This is a genomic window from Arcanobacterium buesumense (assembly GCF_012563545.1).
Lineage (GTDB): Bacteria > Actinomycetota > Actinomycetes > Actinomycetales > Actinomycetaceae > Arcanobacterium > Arcanobacterium buesumense.
In genome coordinates this window covers 837290-851295 of sequence record NZ_CP050804.1, presented here as the reverse complement: position 1 = coordinate 851295, position 14006 = coordinate 837290, and the positions used below count along the sequence as shown (strand labels likewise).

Genomic DNA, 14006 nt, shown 5'->3' with positions numbered 1-14006 from the left:
TCGCCATACGAGAGCGCGCGGCATTGTTAAAACACTGTTAGTTTACGCCACCTTCGCGCAAGGTTCACCCAAGAACAACCACACAAGAGGGATATCACTCACCAAGCAATACGGAGCTAACTCCATTAATCTAGTGCCATGGCTTTAAGTGTTTTTGACTTATTCTCGATTGGTATTGGTCCTTCGTCTTCGCATACTGTCGGACCGATGCGCGCAGCTGTGGATTTCTTAGATTATCTCGGTAGTGACCTGTGCAAGGTTGCTCGGGTAACGTGTACTCTCAACGGTTCGCTTGGTGCCACCGGTATTGGCCATGGAACCGATAGAGCTGTCATTATCGGGTTAATGGGAGAAAATCCTGAAACGGTTGATCCACTTTTAGTTGCCCCTGCCGTCGCTGACGTTCAAGTTACTGGCCGGATGAAACTCGGTGGCATCCATGAGATCGCTTTTTCTCCTGGAGTAGATATCATTCTTGATGGCTTACATGAGTTGCCTGGGCATCCAAACGGTATGCGGTTACAGGCGTGGGACGACGACGGTTACGAACTCGCCGATAAAACTTACTATTCTGTTGGAGGTGGGTTTATTGTTTCTGGTGACGTCTCTCCGTCTGACCCTGTTGTCTGCGAAACAACTAATGTCCCTTACCCTTATCTAACAGCAGCTGATTTAATGAATCATTGTCGTAGAACTGGAAAGTCTATTGCGGATATTGCCTATGCCAATGAGTTGTCCATGCGCACTGCCGAAGAAATTGATCGAGACTTACGTGCTGTATGGGATGTTATGCAAGAATGTGTTCGTCGTGGGGCAAGCTCAGAGGGCAGGCTACCGGGCAAACTTCAAGTGTTACGACGCGCCCCAGCACTTTATCGGAAATTGACGAGCGAAAGCTCCACCGATCCGTTACGCACGTTAGACTGGGTAGCTTTCTATGCTCTTGCAGTTAATGAAGAAAACGCCGCTGGCGGCAGAATTGTTACGGCACCAACCAATGGTGCTGCTGGTATTATTCCTGCAGTTTTGCATTATTACCGTGACTTCATTGACGGCGCTGATTGGGAGGGTATCAAAACTTTCTTACTCACGTCAGCTGCTATCGGCATGATCTTTAAAAATACTGCCTCGATTTCTGGTGCCGAAGTGGGTTGCCAAGGCGAAGTTGGTTCAGCATGTTCTATGGCAGCCGCAGGGTGTGCCGCAATTATGGGCGGTACGCCAGAACAAATAGAAAATGCTGCCGAGATAGCCATGGAGCACAATCTCGGATTAACCTGTGATCCAATCGGTGGCCTTGTTCAAGTTCCGTGTATTGAACGAAATGCCATCGCCGCTGTTAAAGCAATTACGGCAGCTAGAACTGCAATGAATGGAGATGGCTCACACGTTGTTTCTCTTGACGATGTGATCGTTACAATGCGTGAAACTGGATTAGATATGCAGGCAAAATATAAAGAAACTGCACTCGGCGGGCTCGCAGTTCACGTTGGAGTCCCGGTTAATGTGGTAGAGTGCTAAGTCTTTTCGTTCAGCGGTAACTCGTATTAGTCATATTCTTTCAGTGTAGTAATCTGCATGTATGACTAGTAAAAATTCACGTCGGAATTTAACTCCTCAGCGTATTCTGGCAGTCATCATTATTGGTGCTATTGCGGGGTTTTTAGCAGGACTCTTTGGCGTGGGTGGCGGCCTGATCATCGTCCCAGCTCTGATGATAATTCTTGATATGCCTCAACGGCGAGCCGCAGCCACGTCACTGTCCGCTATCATTATCACTGCAGCCGCTGGGTCAGTGTCCTACGCTACTCAAGGACAGTTGTCTGTTCCTGCGATGGTATGCGTTTCAATAGGAGCGTTAGGCGGAGCCCAACTTGGAACATGGTTGTTACGAATACTGCCAGAACGAGTACTCCCTTGGATCTTTGTGGTTTTCGTAACTGGAATTATTACTATCCAGCAATTTCAACTACCGTCCCGTGATACAGAAATCGTTATTACCTTGACATCTGGAATAGCAATGCTTGCAGTAGGCGTAGTATCTGGAACTTTTGCTGGTCTGGTAGGCGTCGGTGGTGGCGGAATTATCGTCCCAGGCTTAGAACTTATTGGAGCAGGAGATTTAATAGCTCGCGGAACATCACTTCTTGCAATGATCCCAACAGCTTTATCTGGAACTATCACGAGTTTCCGTCACAACTTAGTAGACTTGCCGGTAGGATTAATTATTGGTTGTGCCGCAGTTTCTTCCACCCCTTTGGGGGTGTGGGCTGCCGCATCTATTTCACCACAAACCGGCAACTATCTATTTAACCTATTCCTTATTGTTGTGTGCATCAGTACTGTTTTCAAAGCTCGTGCTAGACAACGCAAGGAAGAGAAAAACGGCCTCGACTCTGGAAAATAAATATAAGGGCCAACATTAAAAACCAGGAGGTAGTCAACTGACTACCTCCTGGTTTTTGTGGGCGATACTGGGTTCGAACCAGTGACCTCTTCCGTGTCAAGGAAGCGCGCTACCACTGCGCCAATCGCCCTAAGCAATTAAAAACGGACTCATTACCTGAGCCCGTAAACGTAACGCATACTGCGTTACTTTCGAGCGGATGACGAGACTCGAACTCGCGACCCTCACCTTGGCAAGGTGATGCTCTACCAACTGAGCTACATCCGCAGACGAAAAACCAACTGGCTTTTTCGTGGGCGATACTGGGTTCGAACCAGTGACCTCTTCCGTGTCAAGGAAGCGCGCTACCACTGCGCCAATCGCCCTAGTTATTCGAGGTGGGTACGGGATTCGAACCCGTGTATACGGCTTTGCAGGCCGCTGCCTCGCCTCTCGGCCAACCCACCACGTGGTAAGCAGTTTTACCTACTCGGCCATCGAGCGGATGACGAGACTCGAACTCGCGACCCTCACCTTGGCAAGGTGATGCTCTACCAACTGAGCTACATCCGCTTGGTGATCACAAACCATGTTTGCGACGCTCAATAAATATAGCTACTCCGAACCCTCCTTGTCCAATCATCAGAACATGACCTGCGCCACGCCTTTCTCAGTGGCATTTATTTACCACTCGTCGTATCCTCAATAGGTGAGTATTACTCGCGGGCGGTTAGCTCAGTGGTAGAGCGCTTCGTTCACACCGAAGAGGTCGCTGGTTCGAACCCAGTACCGCCCACCATCTTCAAGCAAGAACCAGTCAATCAAGTTCACGGTGGAGGCGCTTACAATGCGCAAACATAGAAAACACTCGTTTTGGTTGGCTTTATTAACCCTCACTGGTTTTTTACTTTTTGCTATTTTCCCAATATTCGCCGAGAGCCCAGCTCCCCAAAAGCCCACTATAACCAGTATTTCTCTCAGCGATAAACAACTACCAACAGTGGGTTACCAGGATCTACCTCCGGCTTTTGTGCCACAGATGCCGGACGCGCTCGAGCGAGCAAACGAAATTTTTAACAACTCTGGCGATGTCGCCACCATTTTAACACCGGCAACAACACCGATTAAACAATCTGAACAATCCCATCATTCAACATCGACACCACCAGCTTCCCTCCTGATAGCAAGTGCTTTTGGCCTACTTTTCCTACTACTAGTTGCCAGCTTTACGCGAAATATTTCCACCCAACGCCATGCCATTAGTGTGGCTACCTCACCGGAAGGTTCTTTCCTGCGATAATCTATTTCATATCTTTAGCGCTAAGGAGTGAAAATGGAAATATGGCCGGGAAAACCTTATCCATTAGGAGCCACCTATGATGGTAGCGGGACAAATTTTGCGCTATTTTCCTCGGTAGCTCAATCCGTTGAACTGTGCTTAATTGACGATAACCTCAACGAACAACGTATTCCTCTCGAAGAAGTTGATGGTTTTGTTTGGCACGCATATATTCCAAGTATTCGTCCAGGGCAACGCTACGGATATCGGGTGCACGGCCCCTATGACCCAGAAAACGGCCACCGTTGCGATCCATCAAAAATTCTTTTAGATCCTTACGCCAAAGCAATTGACGGTCAAGTAGAAAATCATCCAGCAAATTTTTCTTATGATTTCAATGATCCGACTCAGCGTAACGAAGAAGATTCATTAGGACACACGATGTTGTCCGTTGTTATCAACCCTTATTTTGATTGGGGGCATGACCGGCCTCCGAATCATGAGTATCATGAATCAATTATTTACGAAGCGCATCTCAAGGGAATGACGATGACTCACCCGGATATTCCCGAGGAGTTTCGTGGCACATACATGGGAATGGCTCACCCTGCAATGGTCTCGTATCTTCAAGATCTTGGTATCACCGCCGTCGAACTGATGCCTATTCATCAATTCGTTAACGATACTTCACTCATCGATAAAGGACTTTCTAATTATTGGGGATACAACACTATCGGATTCTTTGCGCCCCAAAATACTTATGCTGCTGCCGGCACTCGTGGTGAACAAGTAGATGAGTTCAAATCTCTTGTAAAGGCGTACCACGAGGCCAATATTGAAGTCATTCTCGATGTGGTTTACAACCATACTGCAGAAGGCAACCACATGGGCCCTACCCTATCTTTCCGCGGCATCGATAACGTCTCCTACTACCGTTTAGTACCTGATGACAAGGCATCCTATTTCGACACCACCGGAACCGGCAACTCATTAAACATGCGCTCTCCACATTCGCTCCAGATGATTATGGATTCCTTGCGTTATTGGATTGTCGATATGCATGTAGACGGATTCCGGTTTGATTTAGCTTCAACCCTTGCCCGGGAACTACACGAAGTTGATAAACTCTCGTCCTTTTTCGATATCATTCAGCAAGATCCTGTCATTTCTCAAGTCAAACTTATTGCTGAGCCGTGGGATATTGGCGAAAATGGATATAACGTTGGTGAATTTCCGCCACTGTGGACTGAATGGAACGGAAAATATCGCGACACAATCCGAGATTTTTGGCGGGGCGAACCTTCTACACTCTCTGAATTCGCCTCACGCATTTCTGGTTCGTCAGATCTTTACGAACATTCTGGACGTCGTCCATTTGCCTCAATTAATTTTGTAACTGCACATGATGGTTTCACAATGCGCGATTTGGTGTCCTACAACGAAAAGCACAATGAAGCCAATGGGGAAAACTCGATGGACGGCGAATCGCATAATCGATCCTGGAATAGTGGATTTGAAGGTCCTACTGAAGACAAAAATATCCGTGCTCTACGCGTGCGCCAAATAAAAAACTTTTTAACAACTCTTCTAGTCTCCCAAGGTGTCCCAATGATCAGCCATGGGGATGAAATTGGACGCACCCAGGCCGGAAATAACAACACTTATGCCCAAGATAATGAACTTTCCTGGATTAATTGGGACCTTGACGATGAAGCCCTCGAAATTCTGGATTTTGCCCGGGCTATCATCCACTTCCGCCGAGCTCATCCAGCCTTGCGCCGTCGTCGTTTTTTCCAAGGCTCAGCCTATCACGGCGGAACTTCTGAACGCGGAGATATCCTCTGGTTACGCAACGATGGCCAACAAATGCAAGACGATGATTGGGGAACGTGGTTCGCACGCTCAGTAATGTTGTGGCTCAATGGACAAGGTATCGCCGAACCCGGAAAACGCGGCGAGAAAATCATTGATGACGATATTTTAATCGCGTTCAATGCTTCAGAAGAAGATCTTACGTTCACTGTCCCCCAAGCCCCGTTTACTGAACCTTGGCGTAACGCTTTTTCTACAACAGCAACAGATATTATTGAAAAATCCCTCATGCCGGGCGACGCTTTCGTCTTACCAAGCCGAAGCGTCCAGATTTTTGTCCGGTCAGTAACCTCGCAATCCACCCACGAAATCGCTTCGATTGCGACGAAGATTTCTGCTTCACTTACTGAGAATAACGAAGAGCAAGAACCTGTTAGTGGCGATGATGTTAGTCAAGCAGCCGATCCCACCACAGATTCAGAGGTAACGGACTAGAATGGTCAGAGTAAGACAAGGAGGATCATGTCTACTACCCCATTACCGCGCTCTCATTCTCACACTCCCGCATCAGGTAAACACCAGCCGGTAACAACATATCGGCTTCAGCTCACACCAGATTTTAATTTCGACGACGTGTGCACCGTGGTGCCGTATTTGAAGAAACTGGGGGTAACCGATGTTTTCTTTTCCCCTATTTTACAAGCTGCACCCGGATCGCTACATGGCTACGATGTGGTTGACCATGACAAAATTTCAGTTGATTTAGGTGGATTATCTGGCTTTGAACGGGCCTCGGCAGCAATCCATGACGCCGGTATGCACCTAGTGGTTGATGTTGTTCCTAACCATATGGCGGTTCCTACCCCGTTGTATCACAATCGTGCGATGTGGTCGGTATTACGTGACGGTGACCAATCGCCTTACGCCCATTGGTTCGATATTGATCTTGCAGAAGATGGCGATGGACTTTTACTCCCGGTCCTTGGTCAGCGCATCGGGCGCGTGCTAGCAGCAGGGGAACTTACCTTAGACACGATGGTCGTTCCCGGGTTTGAAGGTGAAGGCCCGATGCCTATCTTACGGTATTTTGACCATGTTTTCCCAGTGCGATCTGGTACTGAATCTCTCCCGCTTGTCGATCTTTTGAAACGACAGTTTTATCGGTTAGCCTATTGGCGTGTTGCCAATGAAGAACTCAACTATCGACGTTTTTTCGACATCGATACCTTAGCCGCTATTCGGGTAGAACGCGAAGACGTCTTCCGTGCCTCGCATGCTTTGATTCTCGAATTAATGGATCGGGGGTTAATCGATTCATTGCGTATCGATCATCCTGATGGATTAGCTGACCCGCGCGAATATTTCCGTCATCTCCACCACGCTACTGGAGGGGCTTGGATAGTTGCCGAGAAAATCCTTGAAGGCGACGAACAGCTTCCCGACGATTGGCCATGCTCAGGAACAACCGGTTATGATGCTTTGTCCCGAATTCAAGGGCTTTTTACCGAGCCAGCTGGTATCGGACCGCTCACCCAGCTCTACGGCGAAATTTCCGGTTCTACTGACAGTGTTGCCACAACAGAACTGGCCGCAAAACGGCAAATTGTGTCCACATCACTTTATGCTGAAATTCATCGCCTAGGTTCCATTATTGCTGATGTATGCCACTCTGATGTGCGTCTTCGAGATCATACGTTCCGCCGAATATTAGAAGTTGTCAGTGAACTGGTAGTTCATATGCCTCGCTATCGTGCGTATGTCATTCCAGGTGAACGCCCTTCAAGTGAGGACGAAAGCATTATTCGTAGCGCAGCTCAACATGCGCGTTTGCATCTTGATGAAGATTCCCAGGAAACTCTTGATATCGTCGTCGATTTACTCTTAGGTAATGAGATCGGTTCAGCTGGACGTACATTAGAAGTGCCTCGTCTAGAAGCCATCGTTCGGTTCCAGCAGGTTTGCGGTGCGGTTATGGCAAAAGGTGTAGAAGATACAACCTTCTACCGTTACACAGCGCTTCTTTCTGCTAATGAGGTCGGCGGTAGTCCACACCATATGGTCACCAGCCTCGATGATTTCCATAATTGGCAATCATATATGCATCATGCTTGGCCGGTAAGTGGCGTAGTCACTTCTACGCATGACACTAAACGTGGCGAAGACGTGCGCGCACATATCAGTGCTTTAACTCAGTTCCCAACAGAATGGACTGAGCTTGTCCACCAACTTCGTACACTATTGAAAGACCAGCGACCAGCTGAACTCCATGGTCAGTTTGAAAACTTGATATGGCAAACCATCATCGGAACATGGACTGCTGATGGGCCTATTTCTCCCGAACGGCTCGAAGCCTACCTCCTCAAAGCCGCTCGCGAGCAAAAGCTCTGGACAACATGGACCGAGCAAGATTCAACAGGCGAACAGGCCATGATTGACTATGCCATGGCCATTATTCAAAATCCGGAAAGCTTGGAAGCATTAGCTGAATTTTGGGAAAAGATTCAACCAGCAGTACGTGCCAACATTTTAGGCATGTGTGTCCTACATTTGACCATAGTAGGCGTTCCCGATATTTACCAAGGTGCAGAAGTAACCCAAAATTCTCTCGTCGATCCAGATAATCGTCGTCCTGTCGATTTTACGAGCTTACTTACCCAACTCAGTGAACTTGATACTCTCGGACTGCCAAGCAACCCCAATATTGATGAAGAAAAACTCTGGGTCACCTCCCGGTTGGCACGCATGCGCCGTGATTATCCGGTTATCGCATCTGCAAATACCGGCTATCGCGCACTGCCAGTATCGACTGGACATGCGATAGCTTTTGCACGCACTATTGACGAAAAACCATTTGTTACCACTTTAGCGACTCGTTCCTTGGGTTTATTACACAACAGTGATCACACCGTGGTTCTCCCCGATGGTCAGTGGGAAAATGTGTTAACCGGTGACGAAATTGCTGGGGGTATCCAGTCGTTAGTGGACGTTACTGGTCGCTTCCCAGTCGCAGTACTAGTGAAGAAGGCTTAATGGATATTTCAGTGTGGGCACCAGATGCACACAATGTGTATGCCATCGTAGATAATCGCCGTATTGCTTTGCAGGCAAAGCCGGATGGTACTTGGCATATTAATCTTGCCCCAGGCACACAATATTTTTTACAACTTGACGATAGCGATCTAAAACTACCCGATCCGCGTTCAATGTGTCAGGCAGCCGGTGCTCACGGACCAAGTACTGTGATTGATCCACAATCTTTTGTTTTTGCAGCTCACGATTGGGTATGCCCAGATTTAGGGGGAAAGGTTTTTTATGAGCTTCATATCGGCACTTTCACCCCAGAAGGCACCTTTCGATCAGCAATTGAAAGGCTCGATGATTTAGTTGCTCTTGGTATTGATGCCATTGAACTAATGCCTATCAACCCAATTCCTGGAACACGTGGCTGGGGGTACGATTCAGTTTCTCTCTTCGCGCTCAACCCACACTATGGCACTGCCGAAGATCTTGTCGCATTTATTGATAGCGCACATACCCGTGGTATCGCAGTGTGCCTTGATATTGTTTACAATCATTTCGGCCCCGATGGTAACTATTTAGCACAGTTTGGCCCGTATTTCACACATCTTCATCATACTCCGTGGGGTGATGGTGTAAATTTTGATGGCCACAACGCTTCTCATGTACGCCAGTATTTCATTGACAATGCGCTCATGTGGGTTCGTGATTATCGTTTAGATGCCTTGCGTCTAGATGCTACTGATTTCCTTATTGACGAATCGTCCCGGCATATTGTGGCAGATATTTCCGATAATATTGCTGCCTACAGTAGACAAAGCGGCCGGCGAATCACTCTTATTGCCGAAAATAACAGCAATACTCCACGTACGCTGGCACCGGTTGGCGAGGGCGGCTGGGGCATGGATATGCAATGGGTCGACGATGTCCATCATGCTTTACACGTATGGCTAACGGGAGAGAAAAACGCATTTTATATCGACCACGCCGATCACGGAACGCTTGCCAAGGCTTTTACCTCTGGCATGACCCGAACTGGACAACATTCCATATTTGAAGGTAAACCATGCGGCCATCCGGTCCCTGATCATCTCAGTGGCCATAGTTTCGTTGTTTTCGATGAAAACCATGACCAAGTTGGAAACCGCCTTATTGGCGACCGCCCCTCACATTCACTTCCGCTATCAGATGTCGCTATTTCACGAGCCTTAATTTTACTATCCCCATTTACTCCGATGCTTTTTATGGGCGAAGAATGGGCAGCTACGACTCCTTTTATGTTCTTCACTGATCACGGTCCTGAAATTGGACCGCATATTAAAGCTGGCCGAGAAAAAGAATTTGAATCATGGGATTTAGCCTCAGTTTATCCAGCTGGGAATACAATGATAGATCCTCAAGATATCAGGGCCTTTACCCTGTCAAAACTCAACTGGTCCGAAGCTGAAAGCGGCGATCATCGCCGACTGCGCGATTTTGTCCGTGAGCTTATTCGACTCCGTAAGGAAAACGCCGATATTGCCAGTGGCGATCGTCATCAGACGCAATTCGTTCTTTCGCCATCTCGCAGTAGTGGCTGGATGAGACGTGGAGCTATTCTTATCATCTTTGCTCGGCACGCTAATACAACTGTTGATATTCCGATAGAAGAAGAACAGGTTCTTACTTCATGGGAAACTGTCGAGTTCCATTCACGGCAGGCATTCTTTGCACAACCTGGTGTAATTGTGGTCAATACTAAGAGTTAGTTGCGGCGTGCCCCGTGAAGTGAACAACGCTACCCTATTAAAGTCGCCTATGTGGATAACAATCAACCAACTGCAGAATTTCTTACTGCCCTTGAGTCACTGAAAGGGCAGAGTTTTCGTTCTGGATTTCATGTTGTCCAAATTCCGCCTCCTACCCGAATAGCACCATGGAGTGTTGCGTTACAGGCTGAAATCAACGAGTCCCCATCGAAAGATCCAGATTCCTTCCGGGGCAGTGCCAAATTTGTTGTACTACACGATCCTGCTGGCCAGGAAGCTTGGAATGGCACGTTTCGAATTGTTATGCACGCACAAGCGCCGGTTGAATCAGACCTTGGAGATGATCCGCTACTTGGCGAAGTCGCCTGGTCGTGGTTGCCCGAATCATTAGCTCATGCTGGAGCAGATTTTCATTCATTGAATGGAACGGTAACCCGGGTATTTAATGAAACATTTGGTGGTCTCTACATCGATTCGTCACGTATCGATCTGGAAATACGTGCGTCTTGGACTCCAACATCTGAATTCTTAACCCAGCACCTGCACGCGTGGGAACATTTTTGTATTACAATGGCCGGGCTTCCACCAGAACAAACCATTACCAGCTTGCCACGACGAATTGAAAGAGTCTGATGAGCGTCGAAAATAGCAAACTTCATGCACTTATAGAACCTCGAGATGGGCTACCAGATATTACTCATGAAGATCTCGCGCAAGCGATAACGAAACTTGCGGCAGGTACGGGCCCATTCGCCGTTGACACCGAGCGGGCCATGGGCTTGCGATACTCAAATCGGGCATATCTTATTCAAATTAAGCGTTCTGGTGCTGGTATTTTCCTTATTGACCCAATTGGCATTGAAGATCAGCTGGCTCCTTTAGCCCAGGTGATGGACGCGGAATGGATTTTACATGCTGCTGATCAGGATCTTCCCTGTTTAGCTGAACTTGGCTTAAAACCTCAGAGTGTTTTTGATACTGAACTTGCCGGCCGAATCCTCGGTTTTGATCATGTTTCGTTACAGGCTATGGTCGCTGATCAGCTCGGGATTTCACTCGCAAAAGAACATTCACATGCCGACTGGTCACAACGGCCTCTGGGCCCTGAATTGCGCGCTTATGCTGCTCTCGACGTCGAGCTTTTAGCTGAGCTACGCCAAAAACTCACCACTCAACTTCACGAGGCTAAGCGGTGGGAATGGTTTGTTCAAGAATGCGAGGAAGTTCGTTTGCGTCCAGTACCACAACCGCACCCGCAGCCCTGGCGCAAAGCAGTAAAGTACGCGAAGTTTCCAGATCAACGTTCCCTCGCTATGCTTAAAGAGCTATGGGATGCACGCGATAAACTTGCCCAAGAACGCGATCTCGCACCTGGAAAAGTCCTGCCAAACAAAGTATTGGCCGCCTTAGCTGCGCGCAAACCACGCTCTCAGGCTGATATTCATAATTCATCAATGTTTCGTTCCCGAACCCGCAAACGCGACACAACTACATGGTGGAATGCGATACACCATGCCTGGAACTTATCTCAAGCCGAGCTCCCGGAACGTAAATTTACGTACTCCAAAGATCCTTTTCCGCCCGTCCAGCGGTGGGAAAAATTGCGTCCGGAAGCTGCCGAACGTTGGTCACAGGTTCGTAGCGCTGTCTTGCATCATGCAGATAACCTTGGCATTCGCCAAGAGGTACTGCTCAAACCTCGCTTACAAAAAGAACTAGCATGGCAAGGCTGGCAGTCCCCGCAAGATATTCCACACATCTTAGCTGACCTTGGAGCCCGTCCTTGGCAGATTGACCAAGTATGTCACGCCTTAGCCTAATACTGCCGTTATTTGTTCGCTAACCTAGTGCGCACTGCATCGAGAACATCTTCGGCAGTCATATGTTGGCGTATGAGCACTGATTGACGAGAGGCATGGGGCAAAAACTGATGGCCAATACCAAGTGCAACAATCGGAACAGCACAATTTGCCTCATTGAGAGCTTGCTGTAGGCTCACTCCTACTCCACCGTTAACTAAACCATCTTCTAGCGTAATCACACAGCGCGCTTGGCAACACGTTGCGATCAGATCTTCATGGGTTGGTAATGCCCAGCGCGGATCAATAACAATAACTGGTTCTTCCAGTTGGCGCGCTGCATCAACCATGGTGTGCACAAGCGGCCCATAACCAATAAGCACAATTGGAGCTTCATCTCCAGTAGTTTCATACACGACGTCAAGCTTTCCGATCTGCCGAAGAGTAGGTAGTTCCTGCGGCAGTGAGCCTTTCGGGTAACGGATAATAGTTGGCGCTGAAATAGCAACAGCTTCTTGTAGCAATTCTCGCATTCGAGTTTCATCACGTGGAATCGCCACTTGAAGACCGGGAATCATACTCGCAATAGCGAGGTCCCACATGCCATTGTGGGACGCCCCGTCGTCTCCCGTAACTCCGCAACGATCGAGGCAAATAGTAACAGCTTCGCCGTGTAACGCAACATCCATCAAGAGTTGGTCATAGGCGCGATTCATGAACGTGGCATAGAGAGCAACAACTGGGTGAAAGCCAGCATGCGACAGCCCCGCAGCCATTGTTAGCGCGTGTTGTTCAGCAATCCCTACGTCGATTACGCGTTCTGGAAATTCCTTTTTCAGTGGGCCTAATCCCACTGGCTGCATCATCGCTGCTGTAACCCCGACGATTTGTGGGTTTTCTTTGGCCAAACTGACAATTTCTTCCGCAAAAACAGCTGTCCACCCGAATCTCGAGGGCTCAACGGGTAGTCCGGTTTCTGGGTGAATAACCCCAACGGCATGGAACCGGTCAGCTTCATGTTCTTCAGCTGGTTTATAACCGCGACCTTTTTCGGTAATACAGTGCACGACGACGGGACCACCATACTTTCGTGCCATACTGAAAGCTTCTTCGAGTTGAGAAATATCGTGACCATCAACTGGACCGAGATATTTTATTCCTAGTGAATCAAATATTCCGGCATCAATAAAAACGTCTTTCATTCCGCGTTTTAAACCATGGAGAGCTTCGTAGGTCAACTGCCCGGCTAGCCCGGAATTTTGTAAAGTCCGCTTTCCCCAATCCAAAGCACGTTCATAGGATCGATTGACTCGCATAGCATCCATTTTGCGTACTGCATCAATCCGCCGGACTATTCCGCCCACTGTCGGAGCGTAGGAACGACCATTATCGTTAAGAATGATAACAAGAGGACGGTCTGGATCTTCGGCAATATTATTTAATGCTTCCCAAGCCATTCCGCCAGTCATTGCACCATCACCGATAATTGCAACCGCACGTTGGTCCTGCCCAGATAGTTGCATACCGCGCGCTATTCCATCTGCCCACGATAGTGCAGTCGAAGCATGCGAATTTTCGACGACGTCGTGCTCAGATTCTTTTCGGGATGGGTAACCCGATAAGCCATTTTCATGGCGTAATTCTTGGAAATCATGACGGCCGGTAAGAAGTTTATGGACGTAGGATTGATGCCCGGTATCGAAAACAAGAACATCTCGTGGCGAATCAAAAACTCGATGCAACGCAATAGTGAGTTCAACAACCCCAAGGTTAGGCCCTAGATGTCCACCAGTACGTGCCACATTAGTGACTAAAAATGAGCGAATTTCAGCGGCTAAAGCAGGTAATTGATGCGGTTTTAACGACTTAACGTCTTGTGGTCCATTGATGGAATTCAGCATACCCATTCGCTATTAGCCTCCTTAGCTCATACCCATCTAGACTACCAGCGTTACCAGCTTTAT

General features: G+C 48.2%; 9 protein-coding genes and 6 tRNA genes. 9 read left to right on the top strand and 6 right to left on the bottom strand.

What is annotated here, in order from left to right; all coding sequences use genetic code 11:
- The first annotated feature begins 138 nt into the window (after positions 1-138).
- Both HC352_RS03845 and HC352_RS03840 read left to right on the top strand, forming a co-directional pair.
- Positions 139-1521, top strand: a complete 1383-nt coding sequence (locus tag HC352_RS03845; RefSeq protein WP_168917659.1) for an L-serine ammonia-lyase — start codon at positions 139-141, stop codon at positions 1519-1521.
- A 61-nt stretch (positions 1522-1582) separates the two neighbouring features.
- Positions 1583-2407, top strand: a complete 825-nt coding sequence (locus tag HC352_RS03840) for a sulfite exporter TauE/SafE family protein (protein WP_168917658.1) — start codon at positions 1583-1585, stop codon at positions 2405-2407.
- Between the two features lie 58 nt (positions 2408-2465).
- Here HC352_RS03840 and HC352_RS03835 read toward each other — a convergent pair.
- From HC352_RS03835 to HC352_RS03815, 5 genes are all read right to left on the bottom strand, one after another.
- Positions 2466-2537 (bottom strand) — tRNA-Val (locus HC352_RS03835).
- 64 nt (positions 2538-2601) lie between these two features.
- Positions 2602-2674, bottom strand: a tRNA-Gly gene (locus HC352_RS03830).
- A gap of 26 nt (positions 2675-2700) precedes the next feature.
- Positions 2701-2772 (bottom strand) — tRNA-Val (locus HC352_RS03825).
- A 10-nt stretch (positions 2773-2782) separates the two neighbouring features.
- Positions 2783-2853: transfer RNA gene (locus tag HC352_RS03820), tRNA-Cys, on the bottom strand.
- 33 nt (positions 2854-2886) lie between these two features.
- Positions 2887-2959: transfer RNA gene (locus tag HC352_RS03815), tRNA-Gly, on the bottom strand.
- Positions 2960-3110: 151 nt separating this feature from the next.
- Here HC352_RS03815 and HC352_RS03810 point away from each other — a divergent pair.
- The 7 genes from HC352_RS03810 (at position 3111) to HC352_RS03780 (ending at position 12063) form a co-directional block, all read left to right on the top strand.
- A tRNA-Val gene (locus tag HC352_RS03810) sits at positions 3111-3185 on the top strand.
- Positions 3186-3233: 48 nt separating this feature from the next.
- Positions 3234-3686: a 6TM ABC transporter family protein gene (locus tag HC352_RS03805; protein ID WP_211080712.1), complete on the top strand. Its 453-nt coding sequence runs from the start codon at positions 3234-3236 to the stop codon at positions 3684-3686.
- A 33-nt stretch (positions 3687-3719) separates the two neighbouring features.
- Complete coding sequence (gene glgX, locus HC352_RS03800; RefSeq protein ID WP_168917656.1) at positions 3720-5972, top strand: glycogen debranching protein GlgX; 2253 nt, start codon at positions 3720-3722, stop codon at positions 5970-5972.
- A 27-nt stretch (positions 5973-5999) separates the two neighbouring features.
- Positions 6000-8507 (top strand): malto-oligosyltrehalose synthase, encoded by a 2508-nt coding sequence (gene treY, locus HC352_RS03795; protein WP_168917655.1) that lies wholly within the window; start codon positions 6000-6002, stop codon positions 8505-8507.
- Positions 8507-10243: a malto-oligosyltrehalose trehalohydrolase gene (treZ, locus tag HC352_RS03790; protein WP_168917654.1), complete on the top strand. Its 1737-nt coding sequence runs from the start codon at positions 8507-8509 to the stop codon at positions 10241-10243. The genes treY and treZ overlap by 1 nt, the downstream gene beginning before the upstream one ends.
- A 51-nt stretch (positions 10244-10294) precedes the next feature.
- A complete protein-coding gene (locus HC352_RS03785) occupies positions 10295-10876 on the top strand; it encodes a DUF3000 domain-containing protein (protein ID WP_168917653.1) in 582 nt (193 codons plus the stop codon).
- Complete coding sequence (locus HC352_RS03780; protein WP_168917652.1) at positions 10876-12063, top strand: HRDC domain-containing protein; 1188 nt, start codon at positions 10876-10878, stop codon at positions 12061-12063. Before HC352_RS03785 ends, HC352_RS03780 begins: the two co-directional genes overlap by 1 nt.
- A gap of 8 nt (positions 12064-12071) precedes the next feature.
- Here HC352_RS03780 and dxs read toward each other — a convergent pair whose 3' ends face one another.
- Positions 12072-13949, bottom strand: coding sequence for a 1-deoxy-D-xylulose-5-phosphate synthase (gene dxs, locus HC352_RS03775; protein ID WP_168917651.1), 1878 nt, complete (start codon positions 13947-13949; stop codon positions 12072-12074).
- Positions 13950-14006: the final 57 nt, after the last annotated feature.

Coding starts and splice junctions, on each gene's coding strand:
- HC352_RS03845 (WP_168917659.1), top strand. CDS start 139: ATGGCTTTAAGTGTTTTTGACTTATTCTCGATTGGTATTGGTCCTTCG.
- HC352_RS03840 (WP_168917658.1), top strand. CDS start 1,583: ATGACTAGTAAAAATTCACGTCGGAATTTAACTCCTCAGCGTATTCTG.
- HC352_RS03805 (WP_211080712.1), top strand. CDS start 3,234: ATGCGCAAACATAGAAAACACTCGTTTTGGTTGGCTTTATTAACCCTC.
- glgX (WP_168917656.1), top strand. CDS start 3,720: ATGGAAATATGGCCGGGAAAACCTTATCCATTAGGAGCCACCTATGAT.
- treY (WP_168917655.1), top strand. CDS start 6,000: ATGTCTACTACCCCATTACCGCGCTCTCATTCTCACACTCCCGCATCA.
- treZ (WP_168917654.1), top strand. CDS start 8,507: ATGGATATTTCAGTGTGGGCACCAGATGCACACAATGTGTATGCCATC.
- HC352_RS03780 (WP_168917652.1), top strand. CDS start 10,876: ATGAGCGTCGAAAATAGCAAACTTCATGCACTTATAGAACCTCGAGAT.
- dxs (WP_168917651.1), bottom strand. CDS start 13,949: ATGGGTATGCTGAATTCCATCAATGGACCACAAGACGTTAAGTCGTTA.